This window comes from Alcaligenes sp. CHO6, from assembly GCF_037120595.1.
Taxonomy (GTDB): domain Bacteria; phylum Pseudomonadota; class Gammaproteobacteria; order Burkholderiales; family Burkholderiaceae_B; genus Alcaligenes; species Alcaligenes ammonioxydans.
In genome coordinates this window covers 574427-599638 of sequence record NZ_JBANCI010000002.1, presented here as the reverse complement: position 1 = coordinate 599638, position 25212 = coordinate 574427, and the positions used below count along the sequence as shown (strand labels likewise).

22 protein-coding genes and 1 pseudogene are annotated in these 25212 nt (G+C 58.3%); 10 read left to right on the top strand and 13 right to left on the bottom strand.

Annotated elements, in window-relative coordinates; genetic code table 11:
- Window positions 1-125: 125 nt before the first annotated feature.
- The 7 genes from V6936_RS10750 to gcl all read right to left on the bottom strand — a co-directional run bounded on the left by V6936_RS10750 (window position 126) and on the right by gcl (window position 7926).
- Complete coding sequence (locus V6936_RS10750) at window positions 126-425, bottom strand: hypothetical protein (RefSeq protein WP_336579841.1); 300 nt, start codon at window positions 423-425, stop codon at window positions 126-128.
- 610 nt (window positions 426-1035) lie between these two features.
- Window positions 1036-2457, bottom strand: a complete 1422-nt coding sequence (gene pyk / locus V6936_RS10745; protein WP_003803891.1) for a pyruvate kinase — start codon at window positions 2455-2457, stop codon at window positions 1036-1038.
- Between the two features lie 29 nt (window positions 2458-2486).
- Window positions 2487-2885, bottom strand: coding sequence for a GlcG/HbpS family heme-binding protein (locus V6936_RS10740; protein WP_003803889.1), 399 nt, complete (start codon window positions 2883-2885; stop codon window positions 2487-2489).
- Window positions 2886-2908: 23 nt separating this feature from the next.
- Window positions 2909-4186 (bottom strand): glycerate kinase type-2 family protein, encoded by a 1278-nt coding sequence (locus tag V6936_RS10735; RefSeq protein WP_131071278.1) that lies wholly within the window; start codon window positions 4184-4186, stop codon window positions 2909-2911.
- A 223-nt stretch (window positions 4187-4409) separates the two neighbouring features.
- The gene (locus V6936_RS10730) at window positions 4410-5294 is read right to left on the bottom strand and encodes a 2-hydroxy-3-oxopropionate reductase (protein ID WP_003803882.1); all 885 of its coding nucleotides are present in this window, start codon (window positions 5292-5294) and stop codon (window positions 4410-4412) included.
- A 39-nt stretch (window positions 5295-5333) separates the two neighbouring features.
- Window positions 5334-6122, bottom strand: a complete 789-nt coding sequence (hyi, locus tag V6936_RS10725) for a hydroxypyruvate isomerase (protein ID WP_131071279.1) — start codon at window positions 6120-6122, stop codon at window positions 5334-5336.
- A gap of 28 nt (window positions 6123-6150) precedes the next feature.
- Window positions 6151-7926, bottom strand: a complete 1776-nt coding sequence (gcl, locus tag V6936_RS10720) for a glyoxylate carboligase (RefSeq protein WP_003803878.1) — start codon at window positions 7924-7926, stop codon at window positions 6151-6153.
- A 110-nt stretch (window positions 7927-8036) separates the two neighbouring features.
- Here gcl and V6936_RS10715 point away from each other — a divergent pair, with 110 nt between their 5' ends.
- Complete coding sequence (locus tag V6936_RS10715) at window positions 8037-8954, top strand: LysR family transcriptional regulator (RefSeq protein WP_003803877.1); 918 nt, start codon at window positions 8037-8039, stop codon at window positions 8952-8954.
- A gap of 60 nt (window positions 8955-9014) precedes the next feature.
- Here the strand turns inward: V6936_RS10715 and V6936_RS10710 are convergent, their stop codons facing one another.
- The 6 genes from V6936_RS10710 to uraD form a co-directional block, all read right to left on the bottom strand.
- Window positions 9015-9893: a hypothetical protein gene (locus V6936_RS10710; RefSeq protein ID WP_003803868.1), complete on the bottom strand. Its 879-nt coding sequence runs from the start codon at window positions 9891-9893 to the stop codon at window positions 9015-9017.
- A 200-nt stretch (window positions 9894-10093) separates the two neighbouring features.
- A complete protein-coding gene (locus tag V6936_RS10705) occupies window positions 10094-11578 on the bottom strand; it encodes a nucleobase:cation symporter-2 family protein (RefSeq protein WP_003803867.1) in 1485 nt (494 codons plus the stop codon).
- A 368-nt stretch (window positions 11579-11946) separates the two neighbouring features.
- Window positions 11947-12132 (bottom strand): 4-oxalocrotonate tautomerase, encoded by a 186-nt coding sequence (locus V6936_RS10700; protein WP_003803864.1) that lies wholly within the window; start codon window positions 12130-12132, stop codon window positions 11947-11949.
- Between the two features lie 23 nt (window positions 12133-12155).
- Window positions 12156-12947, bottom strand: coding sequence for a class II aldolase/adducin family protein (locus V6936_RS10695; protein ID WP_415302146.1), 792 nt, complete (start codon window positions 12945-12947; stop codon window positions 12156-12158).
- Complete coding sequence (locus tag V6936_RS10690) at window positions 12944-13456, bottom strand: ureidoglycolate lyase (RefSeq protein WP_336579840.1); 513 nt, start codon at window positions 13454-13456, stop codon at window positions 12944-12946. The genes V6936_RS10695 and V6936_RS10690 overlap by 4 nt, the downstream gene beginning before the upstream one ends.
- 146 nt (window positions 13457-13602) lie before the next feature.
- Window positions 13603-14133, bottom strand: coding sequence for a 2-oxo-4-hydroxy-4-carboxy-5-ureidoimidazoline decarboxylase (uraD, locus tag V6936_RS10685; protein ID WP_003803856.1), 531 nt, complete (start codon window positions 14131-14133; stop codon window positions 13603-13605).
- Between the two features lie 291 nt (window positions 14134-14424).
- Between uraD and V6936_RS10680 the strand changes: the two genes are divergently transcribed.
- From V6936_RS10680 to V6936_RS10640, 9 genes and pseudogenes are all read left to right on the top strand, one after another.
- Window positions 14425-15381 (top strand): LysR family transcriptional regulator, encoded by a 957-nt coding sequence (locus tag V6936_RS10680; protein ID WP_003803852.1) that lies wholly within the window; start codon window positions 14425-14427, stop codon window positions 15379-15381.
- Between the two features lie 200 nt (window positions 15382-15581).
- A complete protein-coding gene (locus V6936_RS10675) occupies window positions 15582-16706 on the top strand; it encodes an MraY family glycosyltransferase (protein ID WP_003803851.1) in 1125 nt (374 codons plus the stop codon).
- A 55-nt stretch (window positions 16707-16761) separates the two neighbouring features.
- Window positions 16762-18036 (top strand): Vi polysaccharide biosynthesis UDP-N-acetylglucosamine C-6 dehydrogenase TviB, encoded by a 1275-nt coding sequence (tviB, locus tag V6936_RS10670; RefSeq protein WP_003803850.1) that lies wholly within the window; start codon window positions 16762-16764, stop codon window positions 18034-18036.
- A 14-nt stretch (window positions 18037-18050) separates the two neighbouring features.
- Window positions 18051-19076 carry an SDR family oxidoreductase gene (locus V6936_RS10665; protein WP_336579838.1) on the top strand — a complete coding sequence of 342 codons (1026 nt, stop codon included), beginning with the start codon at window positions 18051-18053 and terminating at the stop codon, window positions 19074-19076.
- A complete protein-coding gene (gene murJ / locus V6936_RS10660) occupies window positions 19073-20434 on the top strand; it encodes a murein biosynthesis integral membrane protein MurJ (protein WP_003803848.1) in 1362 nt (453 codons plus the stop codon). Before V6936_RS10665 ends, murJ begins: the two co-directional genes overlap by 4 nt.
- A gap of 39 nt (window positions 20435-20473) precedes the next feature.
- Window positions 20474-21583 carry a glycosyltransferase family 4 protein gene (locus tag V6936_RS10655; RefSeq protein WP_336579942.1) on the top strand — a complete coding sequence of 370 codons (1110 nt, stop codon included), beginning with the start codon at window positions 20474-20476 and terminating at the stop codon, window positions 21581-21583.
- Window positions 21584-21646: 63 nt separating this feature from the next.
- On the top strand, window positions 21647-22774 hold the full coding sequence (locus V6936_RS10650) for a glycosyltransferase family 4 protein (protein ID WP_059318632.1): 1128 nt from the start codon (window positions 21647-21649) through the stop codon (window positions 22772-22774).
- Window positions 22771-23835: pseudogene (locus V6936_RS10645) on the top strand (glycosyltransferase); the annotation flags it as partial. The gene V6936_RS10650 and the pseudogene V6936_RS10645, both read left to right, overlap by 4 nt.
- Window positions 23836-24042: 207 nt before the next feature.
- Entirely contained in the window at window positions 24043-25158 is a 1116-nt protein-coding gene (locus V6936_RS10640) for a glycosyltransferase family 4 protein (protein ID WP_059318800.1), read from the top strand.
- Window positions 25159-25212 lie beyond the last annotated feature (54 nt).

Genomic DNA, 25212 nt, shown 5'->3' with positions numbered 1-25212 from the left:
TCAATGCAGGTGCAGGGCACGCAGAAATTCCAGGCGCAGGGGGAGCCAGGCAAGCAGCCTGGACCGGGTCCGGTGCATCAACGGCCTAGAAGGGACCTCAGCGCCCGAAACGCTCAGTATCGATACTATACCGGTCGGGCCACCGCGATGAGGGGCTCCAGACGCTCGCGCTGCGCTTTTTCTTGTTTGTGAAGCTCGACAAACTTGTCACGGTCTCGATGGTACAGACCGCTGACGGGCTGTACTTTCTCCAATGCGGCACGCAATTCCCTGATGTAGTCATTGTCTGTGTGAATTTCGCCAGTCAGGCGGGCAATTCCACGGTCGCGCTCTTCAAACATGGGATTGCATTGCACAACAGTGGCACTCCATCCTTCATTGAAGTCGACCTGTATGCCCGCTGTGAGTCCGCGAGCGTGTCCCATAGCCTAACCCAGTGATTTGGCGAGGTATTCATTTCCGAAGCGACCTGTCCTGTCAGCGTTTCACTTGTTGTGCGCATGGGCAGTGAGGCACGGGAGAGGTGCACGATTGCGGTCTTATGAGAGGGCAAAATGCAGGCATTATGCTGATTTGCCTGATGTCGGACTGCCGCTCTTGAACCCTGTTTCGGCGGCTTAGGGTTAACGACTAGATACCCGATCAAGAATTTGCGCTAGGAAATTGATGTATTAAAGCGACAAGATCAGCGTCTAAGGGTTTTCCACGGTATTTATCTTGCATTGCACCATTTTTGTAGGTAGACTTTAGTTATTGGATGTTGAAAAGAAAGCAGGAAAAACAAGCGTAATAACCCTTAGCTTTCTGGCTCGATATTGTATCTGGTAGCCCAACTTGCCACGATTGTCTCCTCCACCCTCCTCCTTTGGTGGATTTGCCCGAGATCTTTAGATCTCGGGTTTTTTTTTGCCTGTATCCGTGCAACTTTGTTCTTAGGGCTTGTTATGTCCATGCATGATGCTGGCGCCTGACGGTAAAAAAACCTTGTCCAGCATAGTGATGGACAAGGTTTTTTTTGACCTGCTTGGGACGAACTTACTTTTGTGGGACGGTCGCCACGTGCAGCAAGTTAGTGCGTCCACTGGTGCCAAAGGGGACACCGGCAATCATCACGATCGTATCGCCGCCCTGGGCGAACTCGTGTTGCGCTGCCATATCAGTCGCATGATCGATCATTTCGCCCAGATCACTGACATCCTCGCAGGGAATGGCATGCACGCCCCAGGCAAGGCTTAGACGGCGTGCGGTTTCCACACGGGGCGTCAGTGCCAGGATAGGGGCGATGGGCCGTTCACGACTGGCGCGCAAGGCGCTAAAGCCGGTGGTGGTGTAGGCCACATTCGTTGCGGGTTCCAGAATGCTGGCCACACGACGCAGGGCGCAGCAGATCGCGTCTGCGGTGCTGGCTTCTGCCGTGCTGTGGTTGGCTTCCAGAATGGTGCGCCAGCTGGGATCGTTTTCGATCTCCTTGATGATGCTGTCCATGATGGATACCGCTTCCAACGGAAACTGGCCGGAGGCCGATTCGGCGGACAGCATGACGGCGTCAGCACCCGAGTAGATGGCGGTAGCCACGTCGGAGGCTTCGGCGCGTGTGGGAACCGGCGAGGTGATCATGGATTCCAGCATCTGTGTGGCGACGACTACCGGACGGCCTGCCGCGCGGGCAGTACGCACGATTTGGCGCTGCAACACAGGCACGCGCTGGGGTGGAACTTCCACGCCCAGGTCGCCACGTGCCACCATCACGCCATCGCACAGCTGGACAATTTCTTCCAGGTGTTCGAGTGCCTGTGGCTTTTCCAATTTGGCCATGATCCAGGCCTTGTCGCCGATCAGCTCGCGGGCTTCACGAATGTCGCCAGGACGTTGTACAAAGGACAGGGCAACCCAGTCTACGCCCAGTTCAAGACCAAATTTCAGATCGATCAGGTCTTTTTCGGTCAAAGGCGAGATAGGCAGTACCACGCCGGGTACGTTCACGCCCTTGCGGTCGGACAGCGGGCCGCCGACCATGACCGTGGTTTCTGCAAAATCCGGACCAAAGCTGTCCACACGCAGACGCAGCTTGCCGTCATCGAGCAGCAGGTCTGTCCCGTCTTCCAGAGCCGCGAAGATCTCGGGGTGAGGCAGGTAGGCACGCTGGCTGGTTCCCTCGGCGGGGTCCAGATCCAGGCGGAATTTCTGGCCGGTTTCCAGTGTCACGCGGCCATCTTTCATTTTGCCAACGCGCAGCTTGGGACCTTGCAGGTCCATCAGAATACCGATACTGCGACCGGTTTCCTTTTCAATCTGACGAATGGTGTGATAGCGCGCGGCATGGTCTTCATGTGTGCCGTGGCTGAAGTTCAGGCGGAACACATCAGCGCCGGCCTCGAACAGTTCACGAATGCGTTCTGGCGTAGAACTGGCAGGACCCAGGGTAGCCAGAATGCGGGAATGACGTTGACGTTTCATGGGTTGTTGTCCTTAGGGGGATCGATAGCTCAAAGAGCAGCGATACCGGCGCGGGCGATCTGAGCGTCTTCGGGTGCTTTCACGCCGGACACGCCGACAGCACCAATCACTTGACCGTCCACCACGATTGGCTCGCCGCCCTCCAGTGGTGTGATGGGCATGGACAGAGCGGCAAAGCGACCATTGTTGACCATGTCTTCAAAGACCTTGCTGGGTTTGCCACCGCCCAGCACGCAGGTTTGCGCTTTTGCCGGGGCAACCTGGGCGCTCATCAGGGGAGCGCCATCCATGCGTTGCATCCACAGCGCATGACCGCCCGCGTCGCAAATGGCGATGCTGACGGCCCAGTTGTTTTTCAGTGCTTCTTGCTCGGCTGCAGCGGCCATTTTTTTGACATCGGTCAGGGTCAGTGCTTTTGTGTCTCTCATGTCCATTTCCTTTAAGAAAAGCGTTAATCGCTAGGGGATAAAACCAGAATTGCGCGAAAATCGTTGACATTGGTCAGGGTCGGACCCGTAACCAAGGCATCGTCCAGGGCTTCAAAAAAGCCGTGACCATCATTATTGTCCAGACTGGCCCTGGGGCGTATACCTTGTTGCCAGGCACGCTCCAATGTGTCGGGACCGCAGAAGGCACCGGCAATCTCTTCCTGGCCATCTACCCCGTCAGTATCGCCTGCCAGACCATAAATGTCGGCTGCGCCGTTCAAGGCGATCGCCGTGGACAGCAGAAACTCCACATTGCGACCGCCACGGCCCTGGCCACGCAAGGTCACGGTGGTTTCTCCGCCAGAGAGCAGGACGCAGGGAGCCTGGGCGGGCTGCCCGTGTTTGGCCACGCTCAGGGCAATGCCGGCCATGACCTTGCCGACCTCGCGGGCCTCGCCCTCAATGCTGTCGCCCAACAGGACCGGGTGGACACCGCTGGCCTGGGCGACCCGAGCGGCAGCCTGCAAAGCCAGTTGCGGCGTGGCTACCAGATGGGTGGTGACATGAGCCAGGCGAGGGTCATCGGGTTTGATGGTTTCGCCTTCGCCGCTTTCCAGCCGGGCACGGGCAGCGGCAGGGATGTCAATGCCATAGCGCTGAATGATGTCCAGCGCTTGTGCGCAGGTGGTGGGATCGGCCACCGTGGGGCCCGACGCGATGTCCATGGGCTGGTCGCCCGGGACATCCGAAATGAGCAGGTTCAGGACACGGGCAGGCGCACAGGCCGCCGCCAGACGCCCCCCTTTGATGGCCGACAGGTGGCGACGCACCGTGTTCATCTCACCAATCGAGGCGCCCGATTTCAGCAAGGCCTTATTGATGGCTTGCTTGTCGGCCAAGGTAATGCCTTCCCCGGCTAAAGGCAGCAGAGACGAACCGCCGCCGGAAATAAGACAGATCACCAGGTCATCTTCAGTGAGATTGCTGACTGTTCGCAAAATTTCGCGGGCGGCATCTTCGCCAGCCTGGTCAGGCACAGGGTGAGACGCTTCCAAAATGGTGATGTGGTCGCAGGGTACGCTGTAGCCGTAGCGGGTGACGACCACGCCGCTGATGGGGCCTTTGTCCCAGTGACGCTCCAGCGCCTGGGCCATCGCTGCCGATGCCTTGCCGGCGCCAATCACAATGGTGCGTCCTTTAGGAGCATCGGGCAGGTAGGGCGGGATGCAGTGTTCGGGTTGAGCCGCGTTGACGGCAGCCTGAAACATTTTGCTGAGTAAGTCTTGTGGCTCGATCTTCATGGGTCAATCCTAAGGCAGAGCGATGGCAACTGACCATCTTACCGCGCTACAACACGCCTTCATGAGATCACTGGGACTTGCTGCCCCCCTGGGGAGTGCAGGCTGTCCTGGTGAGGTCCGGCGGTAAAAAAAGCGGGCTGCAGCCCGCTTGCTGGAGGCCACGCCTGTGCTGGTCTGGTGCATGCAGCAAACCAGCACGGGCGGGAACCCCCTTGAACCGGTCTTATTGACCAATCTCGTAGTTGGCCATGATCTCCAGGGCCCGGACCATCGCGGAGTGGTCCTGTGCAGCGCCACCGTGCGCGGCGCAGGTGTTGAACAACTCCTGTGCGGTAGCGGTGTTGGGCAGAGCCACGCCTAGCTGACGCGCGGTGGTCAGGGCCAGGTTCAGGTCTTTCTGGTGCAATTCGATGCGAAAGCCCGGGTCAAACGTGCGCTTGACCATGCGCTCGCCGTGAACTTCCAGAATGCGCGAGTTGGCAAAACCGCCCATCAGGGCCTCACGGACCTTGCCAGCATCGGCACCAGCCTTGGAGGCCAGCAACAGGGCTTCGCCCACGGCTTCAATGGTCAGGGCCACGATGATCTGGTTGGCAACTTTGGTGATTTGACCGTCGCCGTAGCCACCCACCAGGGTGATGTTCTTGCCCATCAGTTCGAACAGCGGCTTGACCTTGTCGAAGGCTTCCTGCTTGCCACCGACCATGATGGTCAGGGAGCCGGCCTTGGCGCCGACTTCCCCGCCAGAGACGGGAGCGTCCAGGTACTCGCCGCCCAGCTTGACGATGCGTTCGGCAAAGTCCTTGGTGGCGACCGGGGAAATGGAGCTCATGTCCACCACGATCTTGCCAGCGCTCAGGCCCGCGGCCACGCCGTTTTCACCAAACAGGGCATCTTCCACGTGGGGGGTATCGGGAACCATGGTGATGATGATGTCAGCCTGGCGGGTGACTTCGGCGCCATTCTCGCAAACGGTAGCGCCTGCTTCCTTGACGCTTTTGGGGAAGTCGCCACGGGTGTAGGCGAACAGTTCATGACCGCCTTTGATCAAGTTGACCGCCATGGGTGCGCCCATGATGCCCAAACCAATAAAACCGATTTTAGCCATTGTGTAATCTCCTAATAATTATCTGCAGGTATCCGACGATCAGGCGGTGACTTCTGTCAGCTCCGTCATCCAGCCCAGGCCATCCTTGGTCACGCCAGCGGGCTTGTACTCGCCGCCGATCCAGCCTTGATAGCCGATGCTGTCGATGTACTTGAACAGCCAGGCGTAGTTGATCTCGCCCGTACCCGGTTCGTTACGACCGGGGTTATCTGCAATCTGAATGTGTGCGATCTTGTCCAGGTGCTTTTTCAGTGTGTTGGCCAGCTCGCCTTCCATGCGCTGGGCGTGGTAGACGTCGTACTGAATGAACAGATTGTCCGAACCGACGTCCTGCAACAGAGCCGCAGCCTGTTCGGTGCGATTCAGGTAGAAACCGGGGATGTCGAAGGTGTTGATGGGTTCAACCAGCAGACGCAGACCAGCGTCTTTCAGCTTGGCTGCCGCAAACTGCAGGTTGCTGACCAGCGTTTTGTGGGCCACTTCGCGATCAGCGCCGTCGGCCAGTTTGCCGGCCAGGCAGTTCACCTGTTTGCAGCCCAGCGCGGTGGCGTATTCGATGGCACGGCCAACGCCGTCCTGGAATTCGCCCACACGCTCGGGCAGGATTGCAATGCCGCGCTCGCCGCCGTCCCAGTCGCCCGCAGGCAGGTTGTGCAACACCTGGGTCAGACCGTGTTGTTGCAGTTTGTCAGCCAGCTGCTGTTTGTCGTAGGCGTAGGGGAACAGGTACTCCACTCCCTTGAAACCGGCTTGGGCCGCTGCCTGGAAGCGATCCAGGAAGTCGTGCTCGTTAAACAGCATGGTCAGGTTGGCGGCAAATTTTGGCATAGTGCTACTCCGTTTTTTAAATCAGCAATCAGTCCATCAGCGAGATGGCGGTGGGGGCGTCAATACCCGCTTCGGCCAGGGATTCGAACTCTGTCACATTGTGCAGTTCGGTGCCCATGGCAATGTTGGTGACGCGCTCCAGGATCAGTTCAATCACAACCGGCACGCTGAATTCTTTCATCCATGCACGAGCCTGTTCAATGGCAGGCTGAATGTCTTCGGGTTTGTGGACGCGGATGGCCTTGCAACCCAGACCTTCCACCACGGTGATGTGATCCACGCCATAACCTTCGGTTTCAGGGGCATTGATATTGTCAAAGGCCAGTTGCACACAATAGTCCATCTCAAAGCCGCGTTGTGCCTGACGAATCAGACCCAGGTAGGCGTTGTTGACCAGAATGTGCAGGTAAGGCAGCTTGAATTGTGCGCCCACGGCCAGCTCTTCAATCATGAACTGGAAGTCGTAGTCGCCCGAAATGGCCACCACTTCACGGCCTGGGTCAGCCGCAACCACACCCAAAGCGGCAGGAATGGTCCAGCCCAGTGGGCCTGCCTGACCGCAGTTGATCCAGTGGCGTGGCTTGTACACGTGCAGGAACTGGGCGGCGGCAATCTGCGACAGACCAATGGTGCTGACGTAGGTGGTGGAGGGGCCAAAGGCGCGGTTCATCTCTTCGTAAACGCGCTGCGGCTTCAAGGGCACATTGTCAAAGCTGGTCTTGCGCTGCAAGGTGGCTTTACGTTTCTGGCATTCTGCAACCCATGCGGCGCGGTCACGCAACTTGCCGGCAGCCTTGTACTCTTTGGCCACTTCAATAAACAGTTTCAGCGCAGCACCGGCGTCCGAGGCAATGCCCAGGTCCGGACCGAACACACGCCCGATCTGGGTGGGTTCAATATCCACGTGCACGAACTTGCGGCCTTCGGTGTAGACGTCAACCGAACCGGTATGGCGGTTGGCCCAGCGGTTGCCGATACCAAATACAAAGTCCGATGCCAGCAAGGTCTGGTTGCCGTAGCGGTGCGAGGTTTGCAGTCCGACCATACCGGCCATCAGCGGGTGATCGTCAGCCACGGTGCCCCAGCCCATCAGGGTCGGGATGACCGGCACATTGACCAGTTCAGCAAATTCTTGCAGCAGCTCGGAGGCGTTGGCGTTGATGACACCACCACCGGAGACGATCAGCGGACGCTCGGAAGCGTTCAGCAGTTCGATGGCTTTTTCAGCCTGAGCGCGGGTGGCCGTCGGTTTGTACGCTTCCAGGGGCGAGTAGGTGTCCAGATCGAATTCGATCTCGGCCATCTGCACGTCGATAGGCATATCAATCAGCACAGGACCGGGGCGGCCCGAGCGCATGATGTGAAAGGCTTGCTGGAACACACGCGGGATCAGATCGGGTTCGCGAACGGTCACTGCCCACTTGGTCACGGGTTTGGCAATGGATTCGATGTCCACAGCCTGGAAATCCTCTTTGTACAGGCGGGCGCGAGGGGCCTGGCCGGTAATGCACAGAATCGGGATCGAGTCAGCCGATGCGGAGTACAGACCGGTAATCATGTCTGTGCCAGCGGGGCCGGATGTGCCGATGCACACGCCGATATTGCCGGGATTGGCACGGGTAAAACCTTCGGCCATGTGGGAGGCACCTTCCACGTGGCGGGCGAGAATGTGATCAAAGCCACCTTCTTTGCGCAACGCGGAGTAGAAGGGGTTGATGGCGGCGCCGGGCACGCCAAATACGGTGCTCACGCCTTCTTTACGTAAAATTGCGGCGGCGGCGTCCACTGCTCTCATTCGAGCCATTGATATCTCCTAGATCATCGTTTGACGAAATTCACAACTCGATAATAAGGAGTGATAGACCTGCCTAGAAATGGTGGTACGATTGTTTCTATCGATACTTGGAGTATTGAATGAGCCGTTACACCGAAATTAGAAGTTTTGCGTTGGTCGCTGAAAAAGGCAGTTTTGCGGCTGCTTCCGTGGTCGAGGGCGTGACCCCCGTGGTCATGGGCCGTCGCCTGGATGCACTGGAGCAGCGTCTGGGCGTACGTTTGATGCACCGTTCCACTCGTGGTCTGACCCTGACGGATTTGGGCGAACAATTTCTGGAGCAATGCAAGCAGATCCTGAAAGACTTTGAGGAGGCGGAGGCCAGCATCAGCGCCCAGCGCAAGGTGGTGCGTGGGCACCTGGTGGTATCGGCTCCGGCGGCCTTTGGACGGCGCCATGTAGCCCCGCATGCCTTGTCCTTTAAAAAACGCTATCCCGAACTGAAGCTGTCCTTTAACTTTACGGACAGCGTGGTCGATCTGGTGCGCGAAGGCTATGACATGGCCTTGCGGATTGGCGAGGTCACCGACCCCAATTACGTGGCGGTGCGCTTGTATCCGAACCGTCGGGTAGTGTGTGGTACGCCCGGGTATTTTGAGCGCCACGGCGTGCCGCGTGTGCCCGAGGACCTGGCGCGTCACAATTGTCTGGCGTTCAATTTGCAGGGCGGGCAGCAGCGGGGCTGGACCTTTTTGCGTGATGGCCGGCCTTTTGCGGTACGAGTCGATGGAGACCTCGATTGCAATGACGGTGAGCTGCTTTTTAACTGGGTCAAGCAGGGCTGGGGCATAGGCTGGCGGTCCACTTGGGAGATCCAGCCCGAACTCAAGCGAGGCGAGCTGGTCACCGTGCTTAATGAGTTCGAAGTCCCCAGCTATGACATTCAGGCGGTGTATCAGCAGCAACGCTATTTGCCCGCCAAGGTGCGGCGCTTTATCGATTACCTGCGAGTCATCTACAACACGCCAGGCTACTGGGATGGCGAGGTGCAGTTCTAGACGGGGGCTGTTTTCTGATGAAAAAACCGCTGTGAGAAGCGGTTTTTTCTTGTCTCCTGCTTAGAAATGCCATTCCACCTGTACGGTCGGAGCGCTGGTTTTAATACCGGGCTTCAGGTTGCCGTTCGCCATGTAGCGGTTGCCGAATTTGTTGTGCCAGTATTCATAGCCAATGCCCACCCACAGGGTGTTTTTCTTGTCGAAGGCCACTTTGCCTACGTCCGCCATCAGGGAGGTACGCACCAGGACTTCAGACTTGGTGCTGATCCCGGCGTAGTCATGGCCTTTGGGGCTGGCATAGTTGGCAAAACCCTGGAACTTCAGCGGCAAGGCGCCTACCTCGAAAGGCAGGTTCCAGTTCAGACTAGCCATGAACTGAGGGTCAAACGAGCGGCGGCTATCGGGGCAGGCTGGTGCTCCCAGGCCGCAGTGGTTCCATTCTTTACCGATCATCAGGCTGAGATCGACAAAGCCGCGGGGCACATCAAACTTGAAGGTCGGGCCCAGCACCAGCAGACGCTTACGAGGTGCAAAGGCGGTGTTCTTGGTGTTCAGATCAAAGCCTGCCGTGATGGCTACGTCCTTGACCGGTCCAAAGCCCAGGTCCTTGTCGAACACTTTGCCCATGGAAAGCTGGTGGCGGTAGGTCGCGTAGAACTCGGTGGCGCCATTGCTGCCATTTCCGCTGGACGGGTCGTAGCGGTCGGACTGCAAAACATCCAGATTAAAAAAGTTCTGTCCCAGGCTGTAGCCGTTGACGTGCGTCAGGCTCAGGATGTGCTTCTGGATAGTCCGATCGTTCATGGGCTCGGTGTATTGCGTGCTGAAGCGATAGCCCAGGAACGTGTCGCTCCAGTCTGCGGCCAGAGCAGTGCCCGATAGCAGGGGGGCGGCCAGCAAGGTGCATGCCCAACGGGCGGCGGGGCGTCGATGTTTCATGGTGTCTCCTCTTTGTTTGAGCGCAAGCAGGCCTTTGGGATCTGATGTCCCTTTCGGCCTGAGGCTTTGGTTTTTGGATAGGGGGTGCTACTGACTGTGCTTAGATTAATTATGGACAGTCGATACTTTTCCGTATGTACTGCGGAAATTTGAGTAAGCGCCCGTTTCAGGTCGGGCGCTTACTCGAAAAGGAGGGCGGCTTAGCCGTTTTGTGCGGCCAGATGGTTGCTGCTGTCTTCGGTCGTTTCGGCTGCGTCGGCCTGCTTGCGGGCCTGGGTGGCGGCAGTGGATTCGACCGTGTGGCCCTGATCTGCGTATTTCTGAACACCGTTGAAAAACAGATTCAGCACGATGGCAGAGACGGCGGCCAACAGGATTCCGCTGTGCAGCAGGGGAGCCAGAGCGGGAGGCATCTTGTCCAGCAGGTGCTCGGCGACCAGGGGAATCATGCCAAAGCCCAGGCTGATGGCCACGATGTAGGGGTTGTAGGGGTTGCGATTCAGGTTGGCAGACATCAGGATCTTGATGCCGGTGGCAGCCACCATGCCAAACATCACGATGCCGGCGCCACCCAGAACGTAGTTGGGGATGGAAGCCACGACAAAGGCCATTTTGGGAAACAGGCCCAGTATGATCAGGAAAGCACCGCCCATGACGCATACCCAGCGGCTGCGTACGCCGGTCACGCTGACCAGCCCCACGTTTTGCGAGAAGGAGCTGTGTGGAAAGGTGTTCATGATGCCACCGACCAGCGTACCCAGCCCATCAGTGCGCAGGCCACGCACCAGCGCTTCACGGTCAGTAGGACGGCCACAGATGGAACCCAGTGCCAGGAACATGCCCAGGGATTCAACCATGATGACCACCATGATCAGTGACAATACTGCCGCCGCGCCCAGCAGTGCCCAACTGAATGTGGGAACCCCGAAGTGAAAGGGCGTCACCACGGCAAACCAGCTGGTCTGATCCAGGCCATCGAAGGTGATGCGACCCATGGCCAGTGAAACGAAAAAGCCCGCAAGCAGCCCAATCAGCACCGCTACGTTTGCCAGAAAGCCGCGTGCGAACTTGGTGATCAGCAAGATGACGGTCAGTACCATCAAAGCAATGGCCAGGTTCTCCAACGAGCCGTATTCAGGGTTGGGCATGGACAGGCCAGTGGCTGGGTCAGTAATCGTTGGAGAGCCGCCGCCGATCCAGTTCAGGCCCACACGCATCAGCGTCACGCCAATGACGGTAATGATGATGCCAGTCACAACGGGCGGAAAAAGCCCCATCAGACGGCTGAATACCGGGGCGATCACAATGCTGAAGATACCGGCCAGGATGGTGGCACCGAAAATGCCCGGCAGACCCAGTTGAGGGTCCAGGCCAATGGCAATCATGGGGCTGACTGCCGCAAAAGACACTCCCATCATCACCGGCAGCTTGATGCCGAAGATACCCAAGCCGCGAGCCTGGATGATGGTAATCAGGCCACAGCACAGCAGGTCAGCATTAATCAGGAATGCGATCTGTTCTTTGGTCAGGCCCAGGGCGGCGCCAATAATCAGGGGGACAGCAACTGCACCTGCGTACATCACCATGACGTGCTGTAAACCAAGGGTTGCCAGGCGCGCCGTTGGCAGGCGCTCGTCTACACCGTCGCAAGCAGTGGGTGTGGACACTTCTGGGTTGGCGGACATCCGGGTCTCCTTATTTAATACGTTATGCGCAGCCGATGCCTGGGCCGCGTAAGCATAAAGTTATCGGATGGGCGGTATCACTGGAAGGCGGTACGGCTTGATAAGTAGAATACGTAAAAACATATGGCAGGCTGATCGGTGCAAGGGTGAAAGGATATAAGCCCGGTAGACGGGGGGCTATGTTCACGCCGTAGTCGAGTCTATTCCTGCTTTTTTCAGGTGTTTTTCGCTGCTAGGGGTATTGCCCACCTAGTCCAGCGTCAAAAACCGTGTTAGAAGCCGCCAAATTACTGATTCGTGCCAGCTTGTCGCGGGATGACGAGGCTGATGAAAAAAAAGCGGCTTGCCAGCCGCTTTGGGAAATTCGCTTATTTGTCCGACCACAGGACACCGGCTGTGGCCCAGTTCTCGCGCTTGACGTCGGTAAAGACAATATCAACCGCCTCTGGGGAACAGCCAAGCACGCGACAGGCTTCTTTGGTCAGGGCCTGAGCAAGTTCACGCTTGATTTCCACTGGACGGCCGTCGAATAGTTGTACGTTGATAGAAGGCATAAAGACTCCGTAAGGGGGATGGATTAGCGGCAAAAATCCGGCTCGCTCTGGTAGAGCTTGCGCAGCAGAGCCGGCCATTCTAGCAAGCCCTCGGGCTCGTTCCCCGGTAAAAGCTGGCGATGTGTCAAATCCAGCACATCCTTCGGGGGCAGATGCAGTTGCGGGCTGGCTGCCATGGCCGAGAGCTGAATGCGGCAGGCGCGCTCCAGAGCATCCATCAAGACATAGGCTTCGGCAACGGTGCGCCCACAAGTCAGGGCGCCGTGATTACGAAGCAGCAGGGCCGGATGGGCACCTAGCTGCTGCAGCAGGGCTTCTTGCTCCTGAGGCGGGAAGGCCAGTCCAGCATAGTCGTGATAGCCGATGTCTTGCCAGAAGCGCATGGCGTGCTGTGACAGGGGCAGAAGTCCGCAGGGCAGCGCTGATACGGCGATGGAGGCGTCGGTATGCAGATGGATGACACAGTGTGCATCCGCACGGGCGCGGTGAACCGCGCCATGAATGGCAAAACCACTGGGATTGGCACGGCGACCGGTTCCGTCCGCGACCTGCCCTTGCGTGTCAATCAGCAATAAATTGGACGCGCAGATTTCCGCAAAGCGCAAACCAAAAGGATTGATCAGGAACAGCCCATCCTGGCCCGGCAGACGCAGAGACAGGTGGGTGTAGATAAGGTCGTCCCAGCCCTGGCGGGCGGCCAGCCGGTAAGCAGCGGCCAGATTGACACGGGCGCGCCAATGCTCGGGGTCAATATCTGCCGGACGATGCGCGTAAATGGGCGCTAGGTCCGGCGTGATCGGACAGGACTGGCTCACGCTGCGGTGGTCTCCAATTCTGCGATGATGGCTTTTTCTTCCAATTGGATGACATCGCAGTTGTCACCCGGGCCTTTACGGTCGATGACGATGAAGTCGGCGACCTGATTCAATGCCATCAGCGGATGGTGCCACACGCCGGTCGCATAGTTCACACCCTGATCGCCGCGGGCCAGAAACAGACGCAATTCGCTGGCTTTGGGGGCGGGACCGGCGGGGGCCACGATGACCAGGTAGGGTTGGCCCGACTGGGGGATGAAGGCTTGGCTGCCTTTGGGATGACGTTCCATCATCTCCACGGTAAAGGGCAGGCTGCGCGGCTGGCCGCGAAAAATCGAAACGATGGCTCGACCGTCCGTGCCGGGGTCAATGTTGGCCAGGTCGTGGTAGCGCTCGGTATTGCCTTCGTTGATGGTGAAATGCTGCACCGTGTCGCTCGCCTCGATAACGTCGCCAAACGGGGCGAAGGCATGAGCGGTCAGGGTTTCCAGCTTCAATGTGATGGTCATGGCAGATCCTCGATGAGGCAAAGCTGCGCGGTGTGGCAAGCAGCCCCGCGCAGGCAAGGTCAGAGCAAACAAAGGGCAGCGTGCCGCAGGCTGTCGCTGCCCTGATAATCTTGTTGGATCAATGCGTGATCCGGCAGGCTTCAGGTTCAGGCCAGCAGCGCGTCCAGACGGAAGCGGGCGATCTTGCCGATTTCGGTCAGGCAGGTCTGGAACTCGGTTTCAGCGCTGTTGTTCAGACGCGCTTGAACCGTGTCCATGATCTGGTAGCGGCTCAGTCCTTTGACAGCGATGACAAAGGGAAAGCCAAAGCGTTCGCGGTACTGTGCATTCAGACTGCGCAGGCGAGCCAGCTCCTCGGCTGAGCACTGGTCCAGGCCGGCGCCACGCTGCTCACCCGTTGACGCCGTGGTCAACGTGCCTTGCTCGGCTTCTTTGCCCGCCAGTTCGGGGTGAGCACAGATCAGGTTTTTCTGTTCCTCGTAAGAGGCTTGTTCGACCACATGCACCATGCAGGCATGCAGTTGATCCACGCTCTCAAAGGGACGTTGGTTCCAGCTACGCTCAGGGACCCAAGGGGAGTGTTCAAAAATACCTTCGAGCTTGTCCACAAATTGGCTCTGGTCCAGGCTGGAGAGTTCAGCCAGCGCCTGGGAGGTGGTGAGGGTTTGAGTAGTCATGTGTCAGTCCGATTGTCTAAGCGTAAAGAATGCGAGCCGAGCCGACTCCAGGGCCAGGCCTGGGAGCCGTTGTATCAAGGGTAGTGGGGAGGCGTTTACATGGTTTGCTTGTTTTAATCAAACCCTTATAAACCACCGCCAGGGGGGGCTATGATTTTCTTATGTGGGACCAGTTTAAGTTTTCTGCTTATAAATAAAATAGAATTAGGCGTATAAATGATATATGCCATCTCGTATTGTGCATGTATGTCATTATCATGCTGGAAAAAAGCGTAAGAAGGAGAGACCAGGATGGCCGCCCGACGTGGGGATAACCCGCTTGATACCTATCTTTTGAGGGTGTTTTGCCTACTCGTTACCGAGCGCAGTGTCTCGCGTACCGCGTTCAAAATGAACCAGTCGCAGCCTGCTATCAGTGCGGCTCTACGACGCTTGCGCGACATTATTGGCGATCCATTGCTGGTTCGTGAGAAAGGCGGCATGGTGCCTACCGAGCGTGCCATCAGTCTGCTGGCTCACGCCAAGGGCGCTTTGGCTGAAATTGATTGCATGGTCAATGCGCCGGACAGTTTCGACCCGCAGGTCAGCCGTAGCGAATTTCATATCGGCGCGCCGGATTACCTGGCGCCTGTTTTTATTGGTGGGGTCGTCGAGCGTCTGCGCCGGGAAGCACCGGGCGCACGCCTGAATTTGCATTCCCTGGATGCCAGTTTCGATTTTGAGCGTTCGCTGGCTGAAGGGGATCTGGATATGGTCATCGGCAACTGGCCCGAGCCGCCCGATCGCATGCACTTGTCGGTGCTGTTGGAAGATCAGATCGTCTGTCTGGTCGCGGCGACCCACCCTTTGGCGCGCAAGGGCCTGACCCTGGACGATTATGTGCGTGCACGCCATGTGGTGCCCATGCCGTATTCCATCAATCAGCGCGGTGTCATCGACACTACCTTGTCGGCTCTGCGCATTCAGCGTGATGAGAGTGTCGTGGTGCAGTCTTTTTCGGCAGCACCGTATTTGCTACAGAATACAGACTTGGTGTTTACCACTTCGCGCCACTTTGCCGAGTTCTATTGCCGCCTGCTGCCCCTGGCAATTCTGGAGGCTCCGCTGGAGTTCCCGCCCATGCGGTTTTATCAGCTCTGGCATGAACGCAACCGGCACTCGCCCAGTCATCGCTGGTTGCGCCGGCTCTTGACCGAGTGCGGCAATCAACTGGCTTCTACCGAACCGTTGCCCCAACCCGATTCCTGAGCGTCAATCCCGCAAAATACTTGCTTTCGGGCTCGCGCTCGGGCAAATTAGCGAGCTACTCCTGCCTATGCGAAAGTGATACGGAACTTGACGGAAATTGTTGCACTTAATGCGACTGGTCACGGACACAATCCGGAAGGCAGGTTGATAATAATGTAGTTCCTAACCTTGCAGGGTGTTACGCGGTGTCTTTACCTCAGATGGGGGAATCCTTTACCTGGTTGTATATCTGTGTCGTGGCTTTTATGGTCGGCGGGCTGATTGTAGCCTCCGAACGTTGGCACGGCCGCTTGACCGGGGACAGCGACCTGAGCAAGCCCCAGGCTTCCCATTCCCGCCCCACACCCCGCGTGGGGGGGCTGGCGGTGGTGGCCGGCAGTTTGGCCGGTTTGCTGGTGCTGGGTCCGAGCAATATGACCTTGACCTGGTTGTGGCCGGTTTTGTTTCTGGCCGCCATGCCGGTGTTTGTGGCGGGTCTGGTCGAGGACATCACCAAGGATGTGGGTTCCCTCAAGCGCTTGCTGGCCGCCTTTTTGTCGGCAGCCATCGCCTGGTGGCTGCTTGGCGGAGTCTCGCGTGTGGGGGTCAGTTGGGCAGATTGGGTACTGGGTTTTTGGCCCATTTCCTTGCTCTTTACCATGATCGCTGTCGGTGGCTGTACACATGCCCTCAATATTATTGACGGGATGAATGGCCTGGCCGGCATGATTGCCACCTTGATGGCCTTGTCCTTGGCGCTGGTAGCCTTGCAGGTGCAAGACATTCCGATTTTTCTGATTGCCGCCTCGTTGGCCTCGGCCACCTTGGGATTTCTGGTCTGGAATTTTCCCTTCGGGCGCGTTTTTCTGGGCGATGGCGGGGCGTACTTCCTGGGCTTCATGCTGGCCGAATTGGCTGTCCAGCTCGTTGTGCGCAATCCCAGCGTATCGCCCTTCTATGCCCTGGCGGTATTGTTTTACCCTGTTTTTGAAACCCTGTTTTCGATTTGGCGCCGGCGTTTCAAACGCGGTGTGCCCGTGGATCAGCCCGATGCCTTGCACTTGCATCAACTGGTGTTTCGCCGTCTGGTGCGCTCCACGTTCAGTCGTGACAGTGGCGGGGCCTTGCCCGCGTTTTGTAACGCCATGACCTCGCCTTACCTGTGGGTGCTGGCTTTGATCGGTTTGGTTCCGGCAACGATCTGGTGGGACAATACCTGGGCCTTGTGCGCCAGCATGTTGGCCTTTTCACTCGTTTATATCTGGCTCTATTCCCGTCTGGTTTCGTGGCGTCGCCCTTCCTGGTTGCTGCTGCCCTCGGTAAGGCGGCGGGCAGACCGGGACTAATACTGTTAGGCGTTCAAGATTATTCCTTGCGCATAGCGCTAACTGGAGAATGAAGTTGCAACTTGAGAATGTGAAACTGGCCGTAGTCGGCTTGGGATATGTCGGTTTGCCTTTGGCAGTGGAGTTTGGCAAAAAGCGTTCCGTTATTGGGTTTGACATTAACGCGCGTCGTGTCGCCGAACTCAAGGAAGGGGTGGATCGCACCTTGGAAGTCGAGAGCGAAGAGCTGGCCCAGGCCACCGGCCTGAGTTATTCCTGCGAGGCCGATGAGTTGGCCCAGGCCAATGTGTTCATCGTGACCGTGCCCACGCCCATTGATGAGTTCAAGCAGCCTGACCTGACCCCCTTGGTTCGAGCTTCTGAAACCATCGGTAAAGTGCTCAAGCGTGGTGATATTGTCATTTACGAATCGACGGTGTATCCGGGCGCGACCGAAGAAGTGTGCGTGCCCGTGCTCGAACAGGTATCGGGCCTGCGCTTTAATGAAGATTTTTATGCCGGTTACAGCCCTGAGCGGATCAACCCGGGTGACAAGGAACATCGCGTCTCCACGATCAAAAAAGTGACCTCCGGCTCGACCCCCGAGGTTGCAGATCTGGTCGATGCCCTGTACCGCGAGATTATTGTTGTCGGTACCTTCAAGGCCAGCTCCATTCGTGTGGCAGAGGCTGCCAAGGTGATCGAGAACACCCAGCGCGACGTGAACATTGCGCTGATCAACGAATTGGCCCTGATTTTCAACCGTCTGGGCATTGATACCCTGGACGTGCTGGAGGCGGCCGGCACCAAGTGGAACTTCCTGCCGTTTCGTCCCGGTCTGGTTGGCGGTCACTGCATTGGTGTGGACCCGTATTACCTCACCCATAAGGCTCAGGCTATTGGCTACCATCCCGAGATCATTCTGGCTGGCCGCCGTCTGAACGACTCCATGGGCGGCTATGTAGCATCCCAACTGGTCAAAGCCATGACCAAGCGCCGCATTCAGGTGCAAGGCTCTCGCGTGCTGCTGCTCGGCTTGGCTTTCAAGGAAAATTGCCCGGATCTGCGCAACACCCGTATCGTCGATATCGTGCATGAGCTCAAGCAATACGATGTTCATGTGGATGTCTATGATCCATGGGTTGATCCGCAAGAGGCAGAGCACGAATACGGCATTACCCCAATCGAGACTCCCCAGGCAGGCGAGTATGACGGGGTGATTGTGGCTGTGGCCCACAACCAGTTCAAGGAACTGGGTATTGAAGGGGTGCGCCAGTGGGGCAAGCCCGAACATGTGCTCTACGACTTGAAGTATGTGTTTGATCGCGACCAGTCCGATCTGCGCCTTTAATTTTGGAAAGCATTATGAGCTCTGCATTTGAACAGGCGAGCCAGCAGCTGCGTAATCAGCCTAAAACCTGGTTGGTGACGGGCTGTGCCGGCTTTATCGGTTCCAATCTTTTGGAAGCGTTGCTGAACCTGGATCAACAGGTCGTAGGGCTGGACAACTTCGCGACTGGCCATCAATACAATCTGGACGAAGTGCGTGATCAGGTTGGTGCCGAGCGCTGGGCCCGTTTCCGCTTTATCGAAGGGGATATCCGCAATCTGGACACCTGCCGACAGGCCGTCAAGGGCGTGGATTATGTGCTGCATCAGGCGGCCCTGGGCTCAGTGCCTCGCTCTTTGAACGATCCATTGACCTCTAATGAGGTCAATGTGAGCGGCGCCTTGAACATGATGGTGGCAGCGCGTGACGAGCAGGTCGGCGCTTTTGTCTATGCGGCCTCCAGTTCCACCTATGGCGACCATCCCGGTTTGCCCAAGGTGGAAGATACCATCGGACGCCCCTTGTCTCCGTACGCGGTCACCAAGTTCGTGAACGAGTTGTACGCAGACGTGTTTGCCCGTGCTTATGGCTTTTCCAGCGTGGGCCTGCGTTATTTCAACGTGTTTGGTAAACGTCAGGACCCCAATGGCGCATACGCGGCCGTGATTCCCAAATGGGTATCGGCCATGATCCAGAACCAGGACGTGCAAATCAATGGTGATGGTCAGACCAGCCGCGATTTCTGTTTCATTGATAACGTGATCCAGATGAATATCCTGGCCGCTGTGCATCAAAAGCCCCGCACGGCCGAGGTCTACAACGTGGCACTGAATGCCCGAACCAGCCTGAACGAGCTGTTCGGGTATTTGCAGCAGACCTTGAGCCGCAACGGGATCAACTACACCAAGCAGCCTGTTTATGCGGACTTTCGTGCCGGGGATGTACTGCATTCGCAAGCGGATATCTCTAAAGCTCGCACTGAACTGGGCTACGAGCCGACTCACACAATTTTGCAGGGCCTGAATGTTGCCATGCCCTGGTATGTGGCGTTTCTGAGTTGATTTGGACCGGCCTGAAAGCACGTCTGTCTAGTCTGCATGACGACCATCGTCGCATCGCCCTGGGGGCGATGCGGGTGGCGTTTTTTCTATTGCTAGGCAAGGCGGCGGGCGCTTTCAAGGAAATGGCCGTGGCGTATCGCTATGGTGTGAGCGATGTCGTCGATGCCTATCAATTCACGATGGTCATGGCCAACTGGCTGCCCGTCACCATTGTCGGTTCCATGTCGGTTGTGTTGATTCCCGTTCTGGTGCGCCTGCATCGCCTGGAACCGGCTGCGCGCAGCCGCTTTTTAGGGGAACTCAAGGCCTGGTGCATCGTGCTTGGCTGTGTGCTGGGCGCACTGATCTGGATCAGCTGGCCCTGGGTGCTGAAATGGACTGGGCAGGGCTTGAGTCCCGCGGTTCATGAAATGAGTCAGGAGCTGCTGTTTGCCTTTGCGCCAGCGGCTGTGCTGACCCTGATGATAGGTTTGAGCGCCGCTCGTCTGCGCGCTCATGAGCGCCACATCAATACCTTGCTCGATAGCGTTCCGGCCTTTGTCATACTCATCTGGGTGCTGGCGGCAGGGGCCAATGCGGGCATTGGTCCGCTGCTGTGGGGCACCTTGCTGGGCCTGACTATTCAGGCGCTATGGTTGATGGTCCTGGCCTCACGGGCCGATCAGATCTGGGCGCGCCCCAGTATCAGCTTGCGTGCCGAGCAATGGCCCGATCTGCTCAAGGCGGCCACCATCATGCTGGTGGGGCAGGTGGCCATGAGTTTTGTCGGTCCGATCGACCAATATACGGCTGCCAATCTGGGTGCCAATGCCAACGCCACGTTGGGCTATGCCACGCGTTTGCTGGCGCTGGTGCTGGGGGTGGGGGCCGCGTCGGTAGGCCGTGCCGCCTTGCCGGTACTGGCAGATGTCCAGAGTCGGGGAGATCAGGCCCGTGCCCGCTCCATGGCCTTGAAGTGGTCAGTCATGATGTTGCTGGCTGGTGCGGGAGCAGCGGCCATTGGTGTCTTGCTGGCTCCCTGGGGCGTGGCGCTGCTGTTTGAGCGCGGCGCCTTCACGGCGCAGGATACGGCCACGGTCGCCCAGGTGTTTCGGTGGGGGCTGGTGCAACTGCCTTTTTATTTTGGGGTGCTGATTTTGGTGCAGTTGCTGGCCAGTCAGAACCGTTATAAATCCATGGCAATCATTGCCGTGATCAATTTTCTGGTGAAAGCGGCCTTGAATCCGGTGCTGGCGGCACGCATGGGTCCTTCGGGAATCATGCTGGCGACCAGTCTGATGTACGCGGCCTCTTTTACGTGTTATTTCATTTTGGCCTTAAAGCCAGCCAGCGCAACGGCGTCTGGTTCGCAGGAATAGGAAAACGTGCACAGTCATTCGGTAGTTCGCCCTCATATCATGTTGCTGATCCACTCTTTGGGTGGGGGCGGGGCGGAACGTGTTGCAGTCGATTTGAGCGCAGCCTGGGTGGCGCGTGGCTATCGAGTGTCCCTGGTGACGCAGGCCGGTTGTGACCAAGACGCATATACCGTGGCGCAAGGAGTGGAGCGTCATGTTCTGGGGACGGCAGGCAACAGCCGGGGCCGTCTGGATGCCTTGTGGAAAAACTGGCGTCGTGTCAGCCGCTTGCGTGCTTTGTTGCGAAAAACCAAGCCCGATGTCGTTCTGGGCATGATGACCACCTCCTCTGTGCTGGCTATCTCGGCCGCCAAAGGCCTGCCCTGCAAAGTGATTGCAACCGAGCATACCCACCCACCGTCTCAATCGTTGTCGCCTTTCTGGCAGAAAGCCCGCTTACGTACTTATCCGCAGGCACACGCCGTTATTGCCTTGACCGCCGGCACCGCAGACTGGCTGCGTGAGCATGTCCCTGGCAGTCAGGTACACGTGATTCCCAATGCAGTGCGCTGGCCCATGGACAGTGCCGAGCCTTTGGTGCCGGTTCCCGCCTTGCCAGATGGGCGCAAGCGCCTGCTGGCGGTGGGCCGCTTGCACCCGGTCAAGGGTTTTGACACCCTGATCGAGTCCTTTGCCATGCTATCGAACTATTTCCCCGACTGGGATCTGGTGATTCTGGGCGAAGGCGAGCAGCGGGGGGCGCTGGAGGCGCGGATCCAGGAGCTGGAACTGCAGGAGCGGATTCAGCTTCCGGGGCGTGTTGGCAATATGGTGGACTGGTACGAACAGTCGGATCTGTATGTGCTCAGTTCCCGGATGGAGGGCTTGTCCAACAGCCTGCTGGAGGCGATGGCCAGTGGCCTGACCGCGGTGGCTTTCGATTGTGATACCGGACCTCGTGAGATTATTCGCGCCAATATTGATGGTGTGTTGGTGCGCCCGGTTGAGGATATCGAGGCTTTGGCGGCGCATTTGTCCGACCTGATGGCCAATGAGGACAAGCGCCAGCGCCTGGCGCGTCGAGCCACCGATGTGCGTGACCGTTTTTCCTCGGCCCGCGTTCTGGCGCTATGGCAGCAAGTGTTGGAACAGTGCCTGCGTCGGACTTAAAATGGCGCTTTGCGTCGTGTCGGTAGACTCTCGCTATCCGGTCGATGAGCCCACGGAGGCCCAGTGAATATTCTGTTTTTCGTCAGCTCCCTGAACGCAGGCGGCGCCGAGCGTGTCGCCTCTACCTTGGCGAATGCCTGGGGCTTGCGAGGTGACCAGGTGACCCTGGTGCCAACCTACAGCGGGGGAGGCACTGCTTTTTACCCAATCGATTCCAGGGTGGAGGTGGTGTGGCTGGCCCATCGCATGCGCGGCAGCTGGCTGCCCAAACCCCTGGCCAAGCTGCGTGCCATGCGCAAGCTGGTGCATGAAAAGCAGCCTGACGTGATCGTTTCTTTTCTGACCAATGTGAATATCAATGTGTTGCTGGGGCTGGGCAAGATGGGCGTTCCCATTGTGGTGGGCGAGCGTACCAATCCGGCCTTCAGCAGCAGTGCCGGCAAGCTTTTGCAAGGCCTGCGTCGTCGTCTGTATCCCCAAGCCCAGGTAGTTACCGTCCAGACCCGCGCCAGTGTCGCAGCGTTTCAGGCCATGGTGCCGGGCATGAAACAGGTCATGGTTGTACCCAACCCCTTGCCCCAGGCGCTGGATGCGGTACAACGCGAGGTGCGGGTGGAGGAAAACCGGCATTGCACCTTGATGGCCATGGGCCGTTTGGTGCCCTCTAAACGCTTTGACGTGCTGATTCGCGTGTTTGCAGGACTGGCTGCCGATTACCCGGAGTGGAAACTGAAGATCTGGGGCGATGGCCCGCAGCGTGCACAGTTGGCACAGCAGATCGCCCTGTGCGGGGCGAGCGACCGGATTGAGCTGGCTGGCAAAACGGCCCAGCCCTGGCAGGAGATGGCGCGCTCCCATGCCTTTGTCATGACTTCGGAAGTGGAAGGTTTCCCGAACGTACTGCTGGAAGCCATGGCGATGGGCTTGCCTGCCGTCACGGTGGACTGTCCCAGTGGCCCGCGCGAGATCAGTTCCGATGGCAAAGATGCCTTGCTGGTGCCGGTTGGGGACGAAGGCGCCTTGACTGCTGCCTTGGCCGAGCTGATGGGGGATGGCGTTTTTCGGGGTGTGCTGGGGCGTCGCGCTGCGGCCGCGGTGCGCCAGCGTTATGAATTAGAGCAGGTTTTGCTTAACTGGGACCAGGTCTTTCAGGCCGCCCGTGGCGGTATAAAAGAGGGAGCCAAAGCATGAGTGCAGTGCAACCAGCGTCGTTGAGTCAGGAAGCGGATGAGGACAAGGCAGGAAAAACAAGGCCCGCCTTGCGGGTCGTGCATATTATTGCCGGGCTGGGGCAGGGGGGAGCGGAAACGGTTCTGTTTCGTCTGGTGACGGCCCCCGGGCAGGACACTGAACATATTGTGATCTCGTTGGGTGACGAAGATGTTTTTGGGCCGCAGCTACGTGCGGCCAATATTCCTCTGTATTGCCTGCACATGCAGTCACCCCTGGGTTTTCTGAAAGGGCTGGGGGCATTGACGCGGGTGCTGCGCGAGGTGCAGCCCGATGTTGTGCAAACCTGGATGTACCACTCTGATCTGATTGGCGGCGCGGCAGCGCGTCTGGTGGGCATTCCGGCGGTTTCCTGGGGCATTCGCAACTCGGGGGCCAACTTGTATCAGGGCAGCCCGAAAGCGCGCCTGGTGGCCTGGTTGTGTGCCCGCCTGTCGCGCCTGATTCCCAATCTGATTGTGTCTTGCGCCGAGAACGCGGCCCGACGTCACAAGCAATGGGGGTATCGCGCCGACATCATGAAGGTGATTCCCAATGGCTACGATTTGAGCCGCTGGCATCCCGATCAGCAGGCACGCGAAGCAGTGCGTCAAGAGCTGGGCCTGTCGCTGGATACGCCCGTCATAGGCAGTGTGGCCCGCTGGAATCCCTTGAAGGATCACCCCAATTTGCTGGCGGCCTTGGCTCGCAGCCTGCACCGGCATCCCACTTTGCGTTGCTTGCTGATTGGTGATGGCATGGACAGCAGCAACGAGACCTTGATGCGTTTGCTGGATCAACATCAATTGCGTGACAGTGTCATTTTGATGGGGCGTCGCAGCGATGTGCCTCGTCTGATGAATGCCTTGGACGTGCATGTCTTGTCCAGTTCGGCAGAAGGTTTCCCCAACGTGGTGTGCGAGGCCATGGCTGCCGGTGTGTCCAACGTGGTCACTGATGTGGGCGATGCGGCCCTGATCGTGGGCAATGAGGGGTGGATCGTGCCGCCCAGCAATGCCGAGGCGCTGGCCGGCGCCATCAACAGCGCCGTCGATGAGCTGGGTGCGCCATCCTGGCAGGCGCGGCATGAGCATGCCCGTGAACGGGTGGCCCGTCTGTTTTCCCTGGAAGGCATGGTCAAGAATTACACGCAGGCCTGGAAGACCTTGACGGCCCAGCATCCACCCAAACGCAAGCGCAGCCGTCAGGCCCTCAGTGTGTTGACCGATGAGTCGGGTAACAAAACCCGCATGCTGATGTTTGTGGTGAATAATCCGGCTTTTTTCCTGTCGCACCGTTTGCCCTTGGCGCAAGCTGCGCAGCGTGAAGGGTACGATGTGCATGTCGCTACCATGGACGGCCCTGCTGTTGCCGACATTGAGCGCCACGGCTTGCAGCATCATGCACTGCCCATGACGCGCAGCGGGACCAATCCCTTACAGGAGTTGCAAACCATCTGGGCCTTGTGGCGCCTGTTCCGACGGGAGCGCCCCGAACTGGTTCATGCCGTCACCATCAAACCTGTTTTGTATGGCGGCATTGCGGCGCGGCTGGCTGGCGTGCCCGGTTTCTTGGCCGCCGTGTCCGGTCTGGGGTATGTGTTTACTCAACGCGAGAAGTCCTTTGACCCCGTGCGCTGGATTGCTTTGCTGCTCTATCGTATTGCCTTGGGGCATCCCAACAGCCGTGTGATTTTCCAGAACAGCAATGATCGTGATGTGCTGCTGAACGATCGCGTGGTCAAACGCGACCAATGCATCCTGATTCGTGGCTCCGGAGTGGACCTGAACGAATTTCAGGCTGTGCCCGAGCCGCCGGGCCCGCCCGTCGCCTTGATGGTGTCTCGCCTGCTGGTGGACAAAGGGGTGCGAGAGTTCGTGGAGGCGGCCCGCATCAGCGCCGCTCAAGGCAGCCCGGTTAAGTGGGTGTTGGCCGGGAGCCCCGACCCGGGTAATCCGGCCAGCATCAGCGATCAGGAGTGGCAAGGCTGGCAGCAACAAGGCCTGGTGCAGTGTCTGGGGGAACGGCGCGATATTGCGCAGCTTTACGCCCAATCGCATATTGCTGTGCTGCCGTCTTACCGTGAGGGCTTGCCCAAATCCCTGGTGGAAGCCGCTGCCTGCGGACGGGCGGTGGTCACAACCGATGTGCCCGGTTGCCGCGATGCGATCGAGCCAGGAGTCACTGGCGTGCTGGTGCCGGTGCGAAATGCACAGGCATTGGCAGAAGCCGTGATGGAACTGGGTGAGGATACGGTCAAGCGACAGGCGATGGGCGTTGAAAGTCGGCGCCTGGCGCAAGAGGCATTTGATATAGACCGGATCAGTCAGGCCCATCTGGATCTGTACCAATCTTTGAGCCGATAGGGTGTTGACCGCCTTGGTTCAAGACCAAGGTAGACAAAACGGGCTGAACGGTCG